Annotated in this window: 11 protein-coding genes; 2 read left to right on the plus strand and 9 right to left on the minus strand. The window is 42.2% G+C overall.

Annotation, left to right across the window (positions count from 1 at the left end):
• Positions 1-241: 241 nt before the first annotated feature.
• Positions 242-1,816, plus strand: a complete 1,575-nt coding sequence (locus PNC201_RS22525) for a lytic polysaccharide monooxygenase (protein ID WP_102058516.1) — start codon at positions 242-244, stop codon at positions 1,814-1,816.
• A gap of 21 nt (positions 1,817-1,837) precedes the next feature.
• Positions 1,838-4,483, plus strand: a complete 2,646-nt coding sequence (locus PNC201_RS22530; RefSeq protein ID WP_102058517.1) for a glycosyl hydrolase family 18 protein — start codon at positions 1,838-1,840, stop codon at positions 4,481-4,483.
• A gap of 91 nt (positions 4,484-4,574) precedes the next feature.
• On the opposite strand, the gene PNC201_RS22535 is transcribed toward PNC201_RS22530, so the two are convergent.
• From PNC201_RS22535 to PNC201_RS22580, 9 genes are all read right to left on the minus strand, one after another.
• Positions 4,575-5,111 carry a YaeQ family protein gene (locus tag PNC201_RS22535; RefSeq protein WP_010607423.1) on the minus strand — a complete coding sequence of 179 codons (537 nt, stop codon included), beginning with the start codon at positions 5,109-5,111 and terminating at the stop codon, positions 4,575-4,577.
• Between the two features lie 122 nt (positions 5,112-5,233).
• Positions 5,234-7,924, minus strand: coding sequence for a leucine-rich repeat domain-containing protein (locus PNC201_RS22540; RefSeq protein ID WP_233525273.1), 2,691 nt, complete (start codon positions 7,922-7,924; stop codon positions 5,234-5,236).
• Positions 7,925-8,202: 278 nt separating this feature from the next.
• Positions 8,203-9,339, minus strand: a complete 1,137-nt coding sequence (locus PNC201_RS22545; RefSeq protein WP_102058518.1) for a hypothetical protein — start codon at positions 9,337-9,339, stop codon at positions 8,203-8,205.
• A 122-nt stretch (positions 9,340-9,461) separates the two neighbouring features.
• Complete coding sequence (locus PNC201_RS22550; RefSeq protein WP_102058519.1) at positions 9,462-10,970, minus strand: hypothetical protein; 1,509 nt, start codon at positions 10,968-10,970, stop codon at positions 9,462-9,464.
• Between the two features lie 11 nt (positions 10,971-10,981).
• A complete protein-coding gene (locus PNC201_RS22555) occupies positions 10,982-11,821 on the minus strand; it encodes a GEVED domain-containing protein (RefSeq protein ID WP_102058520.1) in 840 nt (279 codons plus the stop codon).
• Positions 11,822-11,832: 11 nt separating this feature from the next.
• On the minus strand, positions 11,833-13,080 hold the full coding sequence (locus tag PNC201_RS22560) for an internalin (protein WP_102058521.1): 1,248 nt from the start codon (positions 13,078-13,080) through the stop codon (positions 11,833-11,835).
• 56 nt (positions 13,081-13,136) lie between these two features.
• The gene (locus tag PNC201_RS22565; protein WP_102058522.1) at positions 13,137-15,080 is read right to left on the minus strand and encodes a Hint domain-containing protein; all 1,944 of its coding nucleotides are present in this window, start codon (positions 15,078-15,080) and stop codon (positions 13,137-13,139) included.
• 10 nt (positions 15,081-15,090) lie between these two features.
• Entirely contained in the window at positions 15,091-18,768 is a 3,678-nt protein-coding gene (locus tag PNC201_RS22570) for a PKD domain-containing protein (RefSeq protein ID WP_102058523.1), read from the minus strand.
• Between the two features lie 508 nt (positions 18,769-19,276).
• On the minus strand, positions 19,277-19,813 hold the full coding sequence (locus PNC201_RS22580; RefSeq protein ID WP_102058524.1) for a hypothetical protein: 537 nt from the start codon (positions 19,811-19,813) through the stop codon (positions 19,277-19,279).
• Positions 19,814-20,096: the final 283 nt, after the last annotated feature.

The following is a 20,096-nucleotide window of genomic DNA, read 5'->3' on the forward strand; positions in this document are numbered from 1 at the left end:
CAAAAAATGAAAGCGAGCATGCCATGGACGTGCAAGAACTTATCAGTTGTTAAAAAATGACAGCGTTGTTTTTACTGTCGAAACACAGTAGCGCGACCAAGATAAGTTGTGTTTATCAACGTGCGAAACCTAGGTGCACAGAACAAGGTTGAATTTCGTGTGGCAAGCATCGATAGACTCTCGCTCATTCTAATCTTAATCGAAGTGGCGGCGGCTACTTCTCTAAAACGAGTAGAAGAAAATGAAAAACTCAATGTTAACAGTCAGTATTGGCATGGCACTTGGCATGGCAGCATCGAACGCATTTGCACATGGTTATATGGATAGTCCAAAGGCAAGACAAGCAATTTGTGAAGAACAGGGGGGATTTTGGTGGCCAAAAGATGGAAGCAATATCCCGAACGCGGCATGTCGAGCAGCTTACCTAGCGTCTGAACATGTGCAGTTTGTTCAAAAGCATGAGTTTGCAGCGAATGTTCCCGATTATTTTAATTTGCAAGCTGTACAGGCTGCTGTTCCTGACGGACAACTTTGTGCGGGTGGCGATAGAAATAAAGCGGGCATGAATATCGCGTCGAGTGAGTGGCAAAGGACCGCGATAACGCCAAATGCTCAAAACCAAATTAAAGTGAGATTTCGTGCAACAACGCCTCACAACCCTAGCTTTTGGCAGTTTTATCTCACCAAACCGGAGGCGGATATTCAGTCAACGCCCCTAGCGTGGCAAGATTTAGAGCTAGTGCAAGAGTATGGCAATGTTGACTTCTTCGTTGCGCCAGATGGTAAACGCTATTATGAAATGCAGGTCGCGGTGCCGAGTAAATTTAGCGGAGATGCTATCTTGTATACGCGTTGGCAGCGTGATGATGTTGTAGGTGAAGGCTTTTACAATTGTAGCGACGTCACTATAGTGCGTGATACTACACCGACTGAGCCGGTAAGTTGGACGCCTGCTGGATTTTTAATTAAACCTGGCCAACAAGCCAATGTAGGCGATACGGTATGGCTACGTGTGTTTGATGGTGATGGCCAAGAATTGGTACAAGAAAAACTGTCGATAACACAAAGCAATATCAATCATTGGACTGCGCAATTTGCTAGCACACTAAATAATAATCATGCGAATACGCTGCAAATTGGCGTACAACAAAGTGACGGCAATATTGTATTTGATGCTGCGCAACTCGCTGCTAATCAGCTGTTTGTAAGTTTTCCCCAGTACACTTTTAACCTTTCAATTCTAGCTAAGCCACAAAACCGCGCCCCTGTGGTTCATACCCCCGCCGATATCACGCTAAAAGAAGGCTCAAGCTCATCACTTCATGTTCATGCGTTTGATGATGACAAAGATCCACTCACCTTTGCATGGCAGATCCCTGTGCCACTGAGTTATAGCGGTAGCGGTGCAACTATCACGTTGGCTGCGCCTGAGGTTCAGCAAAATACCGACTATCAGGGGCAAGTCACCGTTTCTGATGGCACGTTTGAAAAAACCGTTAGCTTTACCATCACAGTGACTAACCAAACCGCACCACCAAGTGGTGACACATGGCGTGCCGATCAAGTTTATACCGCTGGCGATACCACAGTGTATCAGGGCAAAAACTATCGTGCTAAATGGTGGGTAAAAGGCCAAAAGCCCGATCAAAGTGATGCGTGGGAGCTGGTAGATAAGTCTGATGGCAGTAACTCATGGAGTGCTAATAAGGCATATACCGGCGGCGACAGAGTGAGTTATCAAGGCGTTGAATATCAAGCGCGCTGGTGGACCAAAGGTCAACAACCAGACAAGCACTCAGTGTGGAAAAAGTTATAACAAACCGAGGAAGTATCAATAATGTTTAAATTACTCTCATCATCTCTTGCTGTCGCGGCAGCAATAACGTCAAGCGCCGTACAAGCTGCGCCGTCAACACCGAGCATCACTTGGAAGCCACAAAGCTATTCATTTGTTGATGTGAATATCTATGGCCGCGGTTCATACAAACAGTTAATTCAGGCTAAAGAAGTGGTTGATATTGAGATTGAATGGAACGCTTGGTCTGGCAAGGGCGGCGACCACTACAAGGTGTTTTTCGATGATAACTTGGTTAATGAAGGGGCGCTTGCCGCAGGCACTAAATCGGGCGTGATCCGCTTCCCTTACACGCGCTCAGGCCGTCATCAGTTAACTATCCAGCTTTGTGACGCGACAGGATGTGCCACATCAGCGGCAAAGCCGATTGTAATCGCGGATACCGATGGTGGGCATTTAGCGCCACTGAAACTCAATGTAAACCCCAATAACAAGCAGTTTAATACCGATCCAAACAAGGTGGTTGGTGCTTACTTTGTGGAGTGGGGTATTTATGGTCGTCAATTCGATGTGACCCAAATCCCAGCAGATAACCTGACACATTTACTGTATGGTTTTATTCCAATTTGTGGGCCGAATGAGTCTCTCGGTGAAATAGAAAATGGTAATAGCCTACGCGCGCTGAAGTTAGCCTGTGGTGGCTCTAATGATTATGAAGTGGTGATCCACGACCCATGGGCAGCGGTACAGAAGGCGCTACCGGGAGTTGATAGCAAAGATCCTATCCGTGGTACCTATGCGCAATTAATGGCATTGAAACAGCGTAACCCAGACTTGAAAATCTTACCGTCAGTGGGTGGCTGGACGCTATCTGATCCTTTCTTTGATTTTGATAGCAAAGCCAACCGCGACACCTTTGTCAATTCAATGCGTGAATTCCTCACTACTTGGAAGTTCTATGACGGTATTGACATTGACTGGGAGTTCCCTGGTGGAGATGGTGCGAATCCAAACCTTGGCTCAGCCAACGATGGTGAAGTGTATATCACCTTAATGAAAGAACTTCGCGCCATGCTAGATGAGCTTGAAGCGCAAACAGGCCGAGAATACGAATTGACCTCAGCAATTGGTACGGGTTGGGACAAAATCGAAGACGTAGATTACCAACGTGCTGCTGAGTACATGGATTATATCTTTGCCATGACGTATGACTTCCATGGTGGTTGGAACAATGTCACGGGTCACCAAACTGGGATCTATTGTGGTTCGCATTTAAGCAATGAAGCCTGTAATGGCAGTGGTGTCGATGAAAATGGCAAGCCACGTAAAGGCCCTGCTTATACGATGGATAATGCTATCCAGCTGTTACTGGCTCAAGGCGTACCTAGTGAAAAGCTAGTTGTTGGCGCGGCCATGTATGGTCGTGGCTGGGAAGGGGTGTATCCACAAAACGCAGCCGTTGCAGGCAACCCAATGACTGCCCCTGCGAATGGCAAGTTGAAAGGGACAACCGCACAGGGTGTCTGGGAAGCTGGCGTTATTGATTATAAAGGCTTGAAAAAGTACATGATTGGTGACAACGAGCAAGGCGTGAATGGATTTGAAGTGGGTTACGATGAACAAGCACAGGCCGCGTACGTTTGGAATAAGAGTAAAGGCACATTGGTAACCTACGATAGCCCACGCTCAGTTCGTGCCAAAGGCCAATATATTCTTCAGCATAACCTTGGCGGTATATTTGCGTGGGAAATTGATGCAGACAACGGTGACATTCTCAATGCGATGCATGAAGGTTTAGCGGGAGATATGCCTCCGCCGCCTGTTAATAAAGCGCCAACGGTGACACTTGCGAGCAAAGTAAACGTAGTGGCAGGGGGATCAGTGCAAGTGGAGGCAACAGCCACTGACCCTGAAGGTAAAGCGCTTTCTTATACTTGGTCAGGTGATGCGGCGTTAACGTTAACGCCAGAGCAAAACCGCGTTACCATTGCGACGCCTAGCGTAACGCAAGACGCTGTGTACACGGTAACGCTTGCAGTAACGGACGGCAAACATATGGTCAATCGTCAGCTCAAAGTAAATGTGAAAGCTACGGTTGCCGAGAATAAAGCCCCAGAAGTTACAGGTATTAACGATGTGGTACTTGACGAAGGTCAGCAGGTAACGCTACGCGTGACTGCTAGTGATCCTGAAGGTAAGCCGCTTAGTTATACTTGGAATGTTCCCGGCCATACTGTGGTTGGCAATGGTGCTAGTGTAACACTTACCGCATCTCAGGTAGAAAAGACGCAACACAGTACAGGTAAAGTGACGGTGAGCGATGGCGTAAATGAAGTAACACGCATATTTAACATCACAGTGAACGATACCACCTCGACGGACCCAGTTGAGCCACCGACTGAGCCGGGTAAAACTACGTGGGATGTAAATGCCGTCTACGTTGGTGGTGATGTGGTTTGGTACCAAGGGGTGCAATACAAAGCTAGTTGGTGGACGCGCGGAGCCTTGCCAAGTAAAGGCGGTGTGTGGCAAGAAATCATTCCTGATGACGGTACAGTTCGAGCGTGGCGTAGCGACTTAGTATACACAGGTGGCGATAAAGTCACTTTCTCGGGCGAGACATATCAGGCGCGCTGGTGGACGCGCGGTCAGCAACCAGACACTAACTCTGTGTGGCGTAAGCTTTAATGTAAAGCACCTCTAACAAAGCACTGGCAGATATCGCTGCCAGTGAGATCAAGTTTTCAATGAGTTACATCATCTAACACTGAGCAAAATGTTACATCAGCTGTTGTGGTTTGATTTCAATATTAGCACTATCAGAGCTTACCCATACTTCGCCATCTTGAATGGTAATAGTGAGCTTGATACTACGATCTGCTAACTGAGCTAAAGCCTGAGTCGCGCTATAGTCCAAGCTGAAAATGCTCAGATTCTTAAAGTCGTATAATTTAGGCTGGTGTTTTTGCCACCAAATCGCCTGATTATTTTCGCCATAAGTATAGAGGACCACTTGCTTTGATTTATTACACGCTTTCTTAAGGCGCTTTTCGTCAGGCAGTCCTAGTTCAATCCAAAGCTCAATCTCTTCGCTGTAATTCTTAACCCATAGTTCAGGTTCATCATCAGCGCATAAGCCTTTAGTAAACTCAAGTCCCTCACACGCATTCAGTGCATAGGCAAGTAAACGGATCATTAACCGTTGTTCGTTTTCAGAAGGGTGTTGAGCTAGCGTTAAATTAAAGTCTTGGTAAACATGTCTGTCCATATCACTGAGTGATAGTTGGGCTTTAATGATGGTGGATTTGAGCGCCATAAATTTGCTTAAAAAATTTTTGCGCTAGTATAGCGGGTTGAAATAACAATTTACAGAAGGCTATTGTGGAAATGAAACACAGCCTCGCAATGAGACTGTGCTTATTTGAATTGCTTAACGCCCTAGCAGCTAATTGCAGTTATTTGAGATATCCAAATATTGGGCAAAGACTCTTTTAGTTTGCTTACTTGAGCACAGTCGATATTTGGGTTTCCATATATACTTAAATACTTCAGATTGGTCAAATTGAATAGCGGCGACAGATCTGAAATGTTGGTATAGTTCAACTTTAAGCGGGTAAGTTCGGTGTAATCTTTAAGTGAACCATAGTTTGTCAGCTTGGTATTATCCAAGTCCAAATAAGTTAAGGTAGTAGGCAAGCCAAAAAGCGCGAAGTCATATACGGTTTGGCTATTTGTATTTAACTCAAAGGAGGTCAATGATTGAGGCAGTGTAGCTTTAGCCGTTAGTTCACCCGTGAGGCTATAGATATCTAGACTCTGTAAGGTGTGGAGCTGAGCTAAGCTAGGATCACGTAACAACGAACTGTCAACTGAGCCACTTAGTGTTAAAGCCTTAATTGCTTCAAACTGTGTAATCCCATTTAATGATTCAATTGCTGAGCCATCGCAAGAGAGTGAGGTATTACGGACAGCATCTTGATACCTCTGATCTACAATACACTGTTTAAGTGCCGCATCTGTAATTAAGCTCAAATCGACCGGCTTCATAATACAGTTAGAGTTAGAAAGATTTGTTGTGACACCATCGAGAGATTTTAATAGCTCCTGATCATTACAATAAATGGCACTACTTTTTATTTCAAGTCTTTCCAGAGTGTTTAAACTGGCAAGCATGTCAGCTCTAAAAAACTCGGAAAAGTTGCCTAATGTTAATGACTTAAGTTTAGTTAATGATGCTACCTCTGAGATATCAGTCGCCTGAGAATAGTCAATAAAGAGAGTTTCTAAGTTTTCAAATTGAGATACATGGGTGATATCTTCTAGTTCTGTAAAGCCGCCGAGCTTTAACGATTTTAGGCTCGTGTTTATACCTAAAGAGTCAAGAGTTGTGATTTTTGTTTCATTACTATAATGGTATTCTTTTAATAACTCAGCTGATTCGAGCGCAGGAAAGTTAGCCAAGTTGACCATGTTTGAATATCGGTTACTTTTTACGTTTAATGTCTTTAAGTTCGGTAACGTTGCCTCATTTGAAGCCTCAAATAAACTAACTTCTAGGTTAAGTGTTTCTAATGCTTGCATTTTACTTAACGTATCTAGTGCAAAGTTTGAGTAATCGCTGTAGACGGTGAGGTTGCGCATATTTTCAAGCTCAGATAATGCGCTAAAATCCGCGCTACTATCCAATTCATGAATGTACAATTCGGTTAGGCTTGGTGTGAAACTTAGCCAGCCTAGATCATTAACGTTACGTAACTGATCGAGCTTCAATGATGTTAACTTCTGCATCGCTTGTAAAAAGCTAAGAGAAGAAAGGTTTAACCTCTCCAAAGACAAGGATTGAAGTTCCGTAAAAGTTGATAGCTCGCCGGCGTTATCAACGCTTAAATTGTTCAATGACAAAGATGTCAGCTTCGTATTACCACTGATGTCCGCGATATCAAACTCAGCATCACTATAATAACGACTAAGGCCTAGTTTTTCCAACTCACTAAACTTTTCTAAGAATGAGAAATCTTCAATCTGCGTTCTGTTGAGTACGAGTGTTGTCAGATTTGTTTTAGTTTCTATTGCCGTTGAGTCAGCGGCTTCAATATTATCAAGTGTTAATGCTGTGAGGTTAGGTATAGAGTTTAAAAATGACAGTGAGTCCAGATCGTATATATATGTCAAAGATAAACTTTGCAAGTTACTAAAGCGTTTTAGAGTATTTTTATCATCAATGTTTAGAGTACGTAAAGCCAAACGAGTGAGCTTATCACTTGGAAGTTGACTAAGCTTTATAGTTTCATATTGGTTACTTTCGTTGTCTATTTCAAGCGTATGAAGCTGTGCAAAGCCTGATAAATCTAACAAAGAAAAATCTAGGCGCTTACTATAATTATTACTTTCTTGGGCTTCAACAATAGACAACGACTCAAGTGTATTGAGCTTACTAATTTGTTCTAAATGTGCATCATTATTTGAGCTGTTCTGGACTGCGGCAAACGCGTTATCGAGCTTTAACGCGGTGAGCGTAGAAATTTGAGCTAATTCTTCGAGATTATCCAATTCTGCGTTTTTAATAGATACCGTAGATAAACCACTAATACCAGAGAGCCCTGCTAATGTTGCAATTGGGTAGTCTTTACAGTCAACAACTGAAATACCTACGTCTTGATGTGTATCTGATAAACATTGCGCTAGCGCTGCGTCTGAAATCGTTAAGCTTGAAAGTGGAGCGTAAGCATTTAGGTTGACAGTTAATTCTTGTGAGCTTGCGCTTCCTTTATCGTCTGTCGCAGTTAACTTAAAAGTTAACGTGGTCGCTTCATTGATGTCAGGTGCACGAAATTCGAGCGTTTCGTTATTATCGTTGATCAGCTCGACAGTTGTTCCTGCCGTTTGCTCCCACAGCAAAGTTTCAATCGCACCATCTTCATCTGTTAAGGTGGCAACGGCTGTGATTGAGTCTCTTTCCATTGCTGTAATTGGTGCCATGCTTGCAATTACAGGGGCTTTGTTAGTAGGTGTGATTGGTTTGTCACTTCCAGTATCATTGCTGTCGCTGCCACTTCCACCGCCACATGCGACTAAAGTTGATGCAAGCAATGAAGTTACGATTCCTTTGTATATAGCGCTTTTGATCATCTTGATATCTTGTTTTATTGAATAGTCAGAAAGCGCAGAAGTGTACTTTATTTAGATACTAGTTTCCAATAATTACACATGGTTTCTAGCAATGGTATAGCTCTGTGCTCTAGATATGGACTTTAAAAACGAAAAATCAATAGACTAAAAGGAAGCAGTACATTTTGCTAGAGCCATTATAACTCATTGATAATTAAAACGAGAAGCGAGGCTATATAGCCTCATTGGTTGGAGAACAAAATAATAAGGACGAGTGAATAACGGAATAAGCGTGTTGTTTAATCAACGTTTGCGATTGCCGATTCAATGCGGTTCTCGCATAGAGTCGTGCCAGGCAGAGTCGCACAGTATTCGCCAGCTTGCTCGAGCCCAATGCGCTGAGAATTGCGAGCTGTAATACGAGCTGTAAGCTGTTCGATTTCAAGCGGGTCTTCAGACACAGCTTTAAATGCACTCAACCTTTCTATTTCGTCATACACTAAATCTTGATAACTTCTGAGTCTGGCGGACAGTGCAATATAGCGGTTAGGTATTGCTGTTTGACCAGCATAGGCGAGATCATAATGGCCAGAATCCTCATAGCTTTCGACTTCGTACTTTAAAACGTTTAAATGTTCGTCTTTAAGGTCGTCGACATAATCACCACCGTCTAGTAAGTAGCTAAATAGATTGTCGGCATATGTAATACAGGGAGTTAGGTTATCTGTTTTGCAGTGCATGGTGCCATTTTTACTGAGTCTAGCGAGTTCCGGCGTCATACCTCCATCGGTATTCACCTGAATCGTATAGACGGCATCTTTGGTTGCCTCTTGAAATACTTTGGTTTTAGTAAAAGTTTTACTGAAAAATAGAAACTTCACTTTGATTTTGGTCTGAAACCATTCGTATTTTGTGCGATCTTTAAAATGGAGCTTTGCGGTAATATAGATACGAGAACCAAGTTTGATATTGTGAATAAAGCTATCACCACAGCGGTTTCTTACCTGAGTTGGATCTGTACTGAGCAGCTCGACAAAAGCGGGTTTGGTGGTTCGATTTTCAAAGTTATAACTTCCTTTTTCATAGGTTAACTCGACCGCTGAGGCAGCTGAATTTCTATTTTTGGTTACTTTCCTGCGCATGGAAAACTTGGCTGAGCCACCAAAAATAACTAAGTTGATACCAGCCTTTACACTACCTGTAATAGTATTGATCATGGTGTCGGAGTCAAAATCGCCACGATAAGCCAAGTCGCCCATGCTACCACCTTGAAATTGCCACTGACCATCGAGGCACGATTCAAGCGGTATGCCTAATTCCTGTTCAAATCCCTGTCCGAGTTGTTCATGCTCAGTATTTAAAGAGTAATAGGTATGTGCATTTGTATAGAAGCTTAACAGGCCACAGAGCACTATTAATATGGTTCTTAAGTGCATACATAAATTCCTGTAGATGGTTTACTGTGGAAAAGACGTGGAAGTAATAATTCAATATTCTACTGTTTATTACTTGCCACGCCTCAATTGGACTAATTGAGTCTTAGTGTTTTTACGACACACTAATTTTCAAAAGCGGTTCCATAAGTTGGCAGGGCTGATTTACATGGTAGCCAAACCATCACGCCCGCAGCAGGGTCATTTGCATCAACAAAAGAAGGCGCCCAGCCCAACTGTCTAAACCCAAGTGATACATGATTTTCTTCAACCCCAAAGTTTGCTGTTGCTTCTCGGGCATTTTCACATTTGAAGTATTGCGTCATGTTATCAGCTGGTATATTCAGATCGGCAAGCGTGTAGTTTTGTATGCAGCCGACGCCACTACCACTACAGGTATTTAGGTAATCGTTCCACGCATCTGTACAAGCTGTACCATAAGGATTATCGCGACAAACTCGAGCATATTGCTCATAAATCCATGCATTGTTGTAAGCCGCTTCTTGTACACCTTCTGCTTTTTGACGTTGTACATCCGTCATCCAACTAGCGTATTGCGCAAGTACACCACGCGCACGGTGTTCATGATTAACCGACTTTTTGAATTGATCTTCAAGCCATAAAGTACGGTAAGTGGTTTCAAAGCGAATATCTTTATTACCTGAATCTAAACGACGTACATCTTGTGAGCTGATCTCGTAAGGCGTAGCCTTGTAACGCACTACGTTGTAATCAGATAATGCATTAAACTGATTACCAAAATCGTTCTTCGCATAGTTCACTGCTTGCTCAAATAAAGTAAAGCAAGGCTCGTAGTTATCGAGCGAACAAGTGATAATATTGTTAGGGATTATGCTGAGAAGCTGTTTAGGATCACCGCCTTTTTGTAAGGCTCTGACGGTAATGCGCACACTTTTCTTAAGGTCTTCGTCGATATAATTAAGCTTACCATCGACGCTAATACCAATATTACCAGCACCGTAACTTACCCCTAAGTAACCACCAATCTCACTTTTGTGCTGCTCACTTAAGTATTCAATTTTCATGTTAATGAGTAGCTGTGCACCGTATTCAATCTCACTGATAAATCCATCGCCAGCCATGCTCATTAGCTTACTTTGGTACTCATTTGCTAGCGTATTACCTGACGGAGTCAAGGTGTAACCAATGTTGGCATCCGCTGGCATAAGTACACGTTTTTTCGGTGTTAATGATGCTTGGAAAGTATAAGTATTAGAAAATTCAGTCGAGGACATCTCTTTGGCTAAGTGACCGCCAGCTTTCACACGAATGACTGGAAAGCCAACATCAACATCAACATTACCATTGAGTTGACGGAGCACTTCGTCATAGCTGCCATTGTTTACTAGTTCAAATTGCACACGGGTATTACCGAGAGTTTCAACAGTTTCCCCTGCGACAGTTTGAACATTCAAAAAGCGCTTTTGGTCACTGTTATAAGCCGTACCTAGTACAATGTGATCGTTCATCAATCCAGGGATTTCGCTCTGAAAAGTATTTACATTCTGTGCTTTTTGCATTAATTCCGCTTCTTTCACAAAATTGGAATCTGCGAATGCGAAAGATGTAGTGCCGGCAATAAGTGCCGCGATAGTCTGTTTGTATAAGTTCATGTTGCCACCTATTACTTCACGTAAAGGAGGTAATCTTCTACCTCTCCGGAGTCTACTTCTTTACATGCGTCATTGCTGCCACCCAAGTAATCCATAGTGACGCGCATTTTCGTCATGCCCTTTTTGGCGCCCGTTGGCGGTGTAATTTCTACCTGAACTGCTTGCTCAGAAACACCAGCAAATAAGGTTTCTTTTGTATCGTTAAAATCACCATCTTGGTTCCAGTCAATAAACACATGCCAAGTCTCTGGATATGTTTCTGCACTACTAAATCCTGGAGTTAACGTTAACTGGTAGCTTTTATCTGCATATATTTTCGCGGTATCGCCGACATAGTTACTGTAAAAGGTGTTGCTACTGGTATTTTCAATATTTGAAAATTTAACCGATTTGATAAACTCATAAGCACGTTCACGAGACTTCGTGGTGCAATAATTCGGTATTGCAGGTGTGATCATTACAGCACTGATCCGGTAATCAGACGGGATTTGCAAACAAGATGTCGTTGGCGATTTCCCCGCAAACCAATTCTTTGGATTCGCATTGTCTTCATCTCCAAAGGTAAGGTATTTCGCATCAGTCCTGAGGGTACTATTCTTGTATAGCATTACTTTTTTAAGATTTGCTATTTTCTCATCATTTGGAATGGGAGTAGTGGGATCAAAGATATTATCAGAGACTTCAACCAATAGTCCTGGGTAGCACTTTTCCAACCATTGAAAGCGTCCTAGCGCTTGTTGTGGCGTAAGTACATCTCGAGATTCAAATAAAGTCGTATTTGCCTGCGCTGATGGTGTAATTGTGGCAGCAAAGGAGGCAATTAATGTGCTGGTTAGCATGACTTTTAACATAGTCTTATTCCTTATAATTCTAGCCATTTACGGTCATACTGATGAACGCGGCCACGAGTCTGTAACTCTCTATCGCGGCAGTAATTACCAATTGGATTACGCTTACAGTAGTCAACGGCGTCCGCCAGAATAAATGAGTTAAAGAGTGCATTATCGCGAATAGTTTCTAATGCAGTTCGATGTGAGTTATTCAACTCACTGGCATAGTAATTGAGTAGGTTATCGGCACGACGATTGTCGAGAATTGCTTGCACCCAATCATCGCTCATGTTTTTGAGCGCCAATTTAGTTAGGATGCTTTTGGCAGGATAGACATCATCAGGTACTAACGGGGATAGACTTGGCCCTGAGTCAGTATAACTTTGTGTCAAGACTCGACCGACATTGTATTTATCTAAGGTATCAAACTGAGTTACGTAGTTAGTTTTGATGTAATCGATACTGTTTTTAAATACATCAAAGCATGGTGTTGGGTTTTCCATCGTACAGTTGACGAGTTGATTAGGGATCACCTTCAAAAGTTCAGTCGGATCACCACCAAGTTGTAGCGCAGAAACGGTAATTTTGATGTTACGCTTCACATCTTCGTCTACTTTTTGCAGTTTACCACTGACACTGACTTTACCCGCCCAGTCTACACCAAGCTGACCACCCCATTTGACTTTGTCTTCGTCATTTTTATATTGAAACTTGAGATTGATCATAACTTGAGAGCCGTACTCAATCGCAGATATAAACTCATTACCAATATTATTGAATTTATCTCCAGGGTTAGCATTGACCAAATCAAGCGCAGCTTGTGTAGGTTTAAACCCGGTTTGAGGATCCGCAACTAACAGCCGTTTTTTTGGTTTTAAGGAGAGAAATAGGGTGTAAGTGCCGGTGTAGTTATCTGCGGCGTTTTGTTTTGCGTAGCTTGCGCCAACCCCAACTTTTATGACAGGAACATCAAGTGCAGCGCCTAAGTTACCATCTAGCATGCTAGATAGTTGGCTATAGCTCATATCTACACCGACTACAAAATCCATTTCGGTATTACCATAGGTTTCATCAACTCGACCAAGTACACTTTGCAGTGCATAAAAGCCTTCTTTTTCGCTATGGTAAGCAGTACCGAGTGTCACTGAGTCTAAATCAGAATTATTTGCTTGGGTAGTGAACTCTGGATTAGCAACTTGACCCGCAGTAGCTGAAAAACTGCAGGCAAAAAGTCCCACTACCCCCATGGCACGTGCCAATGGAGAATATATAAATTTCATGTTGAATTCCTTACTGAGAAGTATGGCCCCTCAATAGGAGAGGCCAGATGCAGCGATTAGTTCAGGCTGTTGATGTAGTCTGTTTTCCACTTTTCAGGAAGACGTTGAAGAATCTCTTCTTCTGACATGCGTAAGTCCTGATCTTTGTAGTTGAACTCATCTTGTGTAGCAAGATCGCCTACCGCCATACCATTGGCAAACATGGCAAAATTACGAGACTCAGCTAGTTTAGAATCTGCTGTTGGAGCAAGTTTTAGGTTATAAATCTTGTCGCGATACTTCTCTTTGGTCACGCTAGTAACCAGCACTGACCCATCCTCAGTTAAGATACGGTCACCAACTTTTAGTTCTTTCGCCCAAATAATTCCTTTATTTGACGTTGAAATTGGGTGAGTTTCAGTAGTTAAGATATCAGAGCCATCGGCGCCTTTTACGCGATACATCTTGATAGCTTCAATCCCAACCGACACATCAATAACTTGCATTGGTTCTTTAACTTGGGTATTCGAAGCAAGTGCACCTAATACCAAATCGCCTTTCGCAATGTCTTCAATAGCAAGTTGTTTTCCATCGGCCATGGTGATCATTGTGCCCGTTGCTAGACAGCTGTACCCTAGCTTCATCATAGGCAATACTTCACTATAGAAGTTACCAAAACGTGTTGATGTTTCTGAGGTTAGTGAAACTTGGAATGCAACGGCGCCACCACGTCCTTTCTTAAAGTACGGATAACCTTTCACAGCAAAGGTCATATACCAGTTTGCTTCAGCGATATTAGAGAACAGTTTAGCATTACCAAAACGTCCTTCTGAACGTGGAATATTCCAGCGAATAATCGACTCTTGGTTTACTGTATCAACTTCAAACTCCAAGTAATCTGAAAATTGCTTAACGGCGTTTTCGAGTCCTTTGTAGCTTTGCTTTGTCGCGCCGCCATAGATACCTTCTTGTAGATAGATATTCGTTGGTTCATCTATACCGTTTGGTAAATCGCCCACAGTTGGATAGATTTCAGTGATCTCGTGAGGAACGCGTAATTCGCCATTGAATGGAATATTTACATCGGTAATTTCATTCGGTTCACGGTATTGATCTGCTGCGTAGTCACAGTCAGTGTGACTACGGTTTAAACAGATCTTAATAACAGCGTCGTTGTTCTTATCGATAGGCGCAGTCGCATTGTATTTCGGACGTGTATCCAATGATGAGCTGATCCCTACGCTAAGTGCAGAAGCCTCACCTTTTGCAACTGGTGAAGTAGAGCCATACAGCGCTTCAAAGTGTTCCCATGAGAATGGGTATTCAGTGTACTTCATCGTCGTGCTGATAGTGCCATCTTCTTGCTCAAGTTCAACGTATGAACTGGCGTAAATGGTATCTAGGTCGGGAAAGTTTGCTTTCAATGACTTTAGTGAAATAGTCGAAGTTGCAAGCGTGTCTTTACCATCTAATACATTAAATGTAGAACCTAAAGGCGCAAGCTGATTGCCGTTTGCATCTTCTAGTAATAAGTCGATGTAGGTCGCTTTTGTGCCGCCAAAACGAGAGCTTTTCGCACGTACAATCAGGTATGGTTCATTAGTATCTGATGAAATGGCTAGGTTCATATCTAAGAAGAAATGCGCTTCTTTAATGATATCCACATCCGTTTCGCTAACAGGTGGTACTGCGGACGTTGTGATGTTCATTTTTGCTGATAAGTGCTGTCCTTTTGCTACGTCTAGTGTTTTGTGTAGCTGTGGGAATTCACTCTCAATACGATTTGCCTTCATTAATCGAGACTTTGCTAATTGATAGTGCTGCGGGTTGGACATATCGAGTTTACGGATCCCGAATTGATCCGGTTGAGTTACCGCGGTGCCTTGTATCGCTGCTGGTTCAGACTTTTGCTTCGATGCAGAGGTGGCTTGTTGATCAACACTGTTGCTAGCAGCTACTGCGTTACTGACTGCTAACGCGATTGCAAGCGGCATGAGCACCTTTTTGTTTAGTTTTTTCATGTTATTTTCCTTAATTCTTATAGATTTCTACAAGGTAGTCTTCAATTTCTCCGCTCCCCGAGGTTGCGGCACTGCTATAGTCAGAGCAAGGATCGATACTGTTTACTCTGCTAAATCCGTAATACTGCAAAATTCTCATACGAGTCGTCGTGACAGGTTGTGACAACTTATTACTTGGAATGCTAAATTCACCTTCAACATAACCTTTGCCGTAGTCTTGGTTAGTTTGGTCGAAGTCCATTACTAAAAGTTCTGATTTGTTGTTTCTCCAGTCACCATCACCAAATTGACCATCATTGTTTAAATCAATCCAAATATGATAATTTTCAGCGAATGTTTCTGTGCCAGCATAGCCAGCTTCAATACGATAGGTATTATTCTGTGTGGCATAGAGTTTGATTGGATTGTTAGGATTAACAACACCAGACTGCTGCGCATTGCTAAACGGACCATCTTGATTGAAAGTCACACTGCTGATGTGTTCATAATCAGTGATACCTACAGCTGTGCAGTATTCAACGGGCTGAGTGGCCTTTAGTTCTAACACCATATTCTTGGTACCAGTGACTCGTTCTCCTCGATCATGCCACCAAGGTTTGTCATAACTGATAGTCAAGCTTGCGGTATAGGTTCCAGCTGCTTGATAGGTATGAACTGTATCTTGGCCGAAACTATCATTCTGATTGTGCGTTGATCCGTCTCCGAAATCCCATACTAAAGTGACATTAGGATTCCAAGCGGCATTGTCAGGTTTTGCGGTGGTGTTATTAAAGCTGACCTTAAACGTACCGTCTGCTTGCTCGGCTACCGTGTAGCTCACTTCAGGAATAAAGCTTGTCTCGCCAATTTTTACCGTTTCACTGGCCGATTGTGTACCATCAACATGGTTAACTGTGAGTGTAATAGTGTATTCACCATCAGCTTGGTAGGTGTGCTGAGTGTCTCTTACCGAGGACGTGGCACCATCACCAAATTGCCACTGTATGGTGCTACCTTGAGGGATAACACTTTGGTTTGTGTCTACATAAACAGTGCTACCGGATTTACGAGGTGTGAATCTTGCGGTGATAGTTGTGTTAAACTGAACCTGTTTGTTCCAATTTCCTATGACTTTGTTGAATCTGTCATATGCTTTTAGCTCGACCGTATAGCTTCCAGCTTGCGCATATTGATGAGTAGGTGATTTTTTACTACTGGTTGAGCCATCTCCAAATTCCCATTTCCAACGTTTAACACGTGCATCAACCGTGTTGTTATCAAAACTCATTTGATTAACACCTTGGTTGGCGGTGATTCTCAAATCAACAGGGTCATTGTTTTCAGTGAGTTTAACTGTGTAGTCTTCGACTTCGCCCCAGGACATATCTCCGCATGCAGACTTCACTAAACCAAATGACACCATAGTACGAAGGCGATAGCTTTGATTTAACTCACCACTCAATGAGATGTCGCCAGCCAATTGCGTCTTACTGCTTCCAAAGAGTACAAGTTCCTCAGTCTTATGGAATAAGCCATCGTTGTCTTTATCTAACCAGACATAAAAATTCTTTGTTTTGTCTTGAGTATCTGGGTGTGGCGCTGCGGTCAGCGTTACATTGAGTGCTTTACCGTCTTTTACTTCGACGACATCATATGAGTAATCACTGTAATTGCTTGAGGTGGAATCATTTTTGTAACTATTTAACGAAACTGATGATAGGTAATATTTACTGTGATTGATGCCTTGTGCCGGACAATAGTCATCAAATACTTCAATGGGTAGTACAAATGTATCGGACTGGCCAGAAGGTGCGATGGCAGTCAGCTCAACGTTGTATTTGCCTGCGGTAGTGAAATTATGTTTGGGCTCAAAGGCGCTGTTTTGTGCACTTCCATCACCAAAGTTCCACTGCCATTGCCAGCCTTCGCTATTACTTGCCGAGACTTGCTGGCCATCACTACGGGTTAAGTTTTTAAAGTCAAAAGCTAAGAATTGGCGATCAAAACCAAGTTCGCTCTCAAGTCCACGGTCTACCTTTAAACTTATACCGACTTGTGCAAATGCCTTACGTACGTGGTTTTGTAATTCAGTGGCTTGCCAGTTACTACCATCTTGCTTTGTAACCCCATCTTGAGTCAGCTGATCAGTCACTGTGTGGGTTTGTCGCATTACACAATCTGCACCAGTAAGATAAGTACTATTGCTGGTCCAGCAATTTTTATTTGCGTTAGCAAATAGAATGAAGGAATATTTTGTATTCCAAGGAGAGGGGTCACTATCTAAGTCAGCAGTAGTAAGATAGTAAAAAGCTTTGTTAAACACCCCTGCGCCATGGTGGGAAGTGACTGAGTCGTCATAGTCATCAACATGATCGATTGAGTTTCCATCTAGCGTCGGAGTTTCAAAATAACGTAGAGCATCATCTAGGCGGAATGTTTCGTGATTGCTTTTCCAGTCATTCGATCCAGAGTAAAAAAATTCAGCTGCCTCACCAGCCATATCGGAAAACGCTTCGTTGATAGCACGAGCCTGACCTGTCAACATTGACTTTGGTGTACTTGAGCCATACTCCTCAGTAAAACCATGGGCGATTTCATGAGCGACAACATCTAAGGAAACCATAGGGTAAAAGAGGTAGTCCCCATCACCAAAATAGACCTCGCCGTTTTCATAAAATGCCTGATCCATATTCAGACCATAATGGACATTCTGAATTATCTTTTTATTATAGTAGGGCTTATGTCCCAGATATGCTTCGAACATTAAACTCGTTGTTTGTCCGTGATGATGGGCATCATTCAAAGCAGAGCGAGCTCCGTGATATTCTTTATAATCATTACGAGTTGAATCTGAGCAGTTATAGCTATAAGGCGTATTAACTTGCGCTGTGCCGTGATTGTAGTTTCTGGTCTCAACGTTCTTTGCATCAAATAAGCAGCTAGTTTGCTGAGCATCGGTTTCCATTGCGACGACAAAGGTCTTTGGTGGGTAGGAAACATAATCAGCTTGTTGGTAATCTGGACGTGCAATCTTGTCATTGCCAGATGGACCGCTTCCACCTTCATACACAACCCGCTGCAATACATCGGATTGGTTGATAAGCTCGTTTGTTGTTAAATCGACAAAGGAGATGATCCTTTGAGGCTTAAAAGGAGCAGAGTTAAAATCGGTGAAAAAGGTAAGTTTAGCTGCATGTCGAGCTTTACCGCGATCATCTATATAAATAACTTCTTCTGTTGATTTACGTCGAAAAACTCTAGGGCGTTCACTGGCAAATTGCGAGATGATTGAATCTAATGCTGCGTTAAGTTGGTCATCAGACGCTGGAGTTAGTGCAGGTAAATCTTTAGCAACGTCTACAATGAGATCGCCATAAACTTGCTCAACTACGCCATTTTCGTCCGTAAGCACAACAAGGTCGTGATTCCAGATAGGTATATTTTGGTATTTTTGAGTTATGGTATGGCTTTGCCTAGTTTGATCTACTTGGCTTTGATGAAATGTAAGTGTGTGACCTGTGTATTGCGCAGCAAATGTTTTAAGCGCGAGTAGATAGTTTTGATTAGAATCATCACCAAATGTGGATTGTTTTTGTTGTAAAGTAGACGCAATTTTCTGCGTGTCATTGAATAAAGAGACGCGTTCAGCGCCGTGACAATACATACTTATCGCAGATGCTAAAACGCACAGAGACTTTAACCCTTGCATGTTAACTCCATAATTATTTTGAAGATTCCTTCCCACTAAAACGCAACTACTCAGTACATGAGATAAAAGAGCGAATGAGTGCGGCTGATTATTAGTGCTATTACTTTGAGCACAAACTCTAAGGTAATAAAGAATTTCAAATAAATAAATAACAAAAAATAAACAAAATTATAACTTTATGTTTTCGCAGGGAATTTAGGGAGCGATTTTGTTTTTTGTTATTTTTATCTAACTAATTATTATTATTGAATAAATCTAAATTCTTTGGGGCCTGAGAAAAACGTAAGAAAAGCTCACACGCTAGAGGAAGTAATCATCATTTTGTAATTTAAAGTAAATTTAAATGCTGGTGGGGTTACTGGGTGTTTCTTTATTGGGAATTTTTGCGCACTATTGATGAAATAAAAAGGATAAGAAGTGTTGTTTTAGGTTGCTTGATTAAAGAGGAAATTGCTCTGGTAAAAAGTACCTAGTGACTTTGCAAAAGCTAGGTACTTTTTGTGATTTTTTATTGGACGGTTACATTGATGTAGTTAGTTACAAAGGGCACTATTTCTATGGTTCCGGTCGCATAGACTTTTTTACCCACATCTTCACCTTTTATCTTTATATAGTATTGGCCGGCTGGAATAACAATGTCAGCGTAATGGCGTGTGCCAAAGTGAATAGTATCGCCTTTGACCAACCAGCCCTCTGGTGAAACTTCGTATAGATAGCCTTCGCACCTTATTTTGCCAATTCGCGGATGTTTGCATTCATTAAACTTAAGTCTAGTTTTACCACTTGGGTTTTTTGCCGTTTTTACAAACGCCAATGAGCCATAGTCTCGAGCCGTTTTCGTTGCTTGATGAGGCCATATGTCTTCTTTTTCGACTGAGTAATCGTTACTAGAGCCACTACCGGTTGCTGAAACAACGGTACCTGAACTGCCAAAAATACCATTAATAGCACCGTCTACACCGTCATTCACGACACGGTTGATATCATTACTTTTACAAGCAGTGAGTGAGGCGAGAGAAAGCGCGATAAGCGTTACTTTTTTCATTATTTGTCCTTGAAGTTCCATTCTCAGCAGCATTTTAACTGTGTTAGCTATTTTTCAAAGCTTAATTAAATATTTAATGATTTATTAAGCAGTAAAACAACACAAGTCATACGAGCATTCTTTGCTCAAATAATGCTTCCTGTTATTTTTGAGTTAAATCGGATAAAAGTTTACCTTGTGGCGAAAAAAAGTCCAATAAAAAGCGTGCTAGTTAACCTGAATTCGGGATAAGAAGTAAGTTAAACCACTAAAACCACTAAGTTCAAAAGCGTAATATCACTCT

The organism is Pseudoalteromonas sp. NC201 (assembly GCF_002850255.1).
In the GTDB taxonomy this organism is placed as follows: Bacteria; Pseudomonadota; Gammaproteobacteria; order Enterobacterales; family Alteromonadaceae; genus Pseudoalteromonas.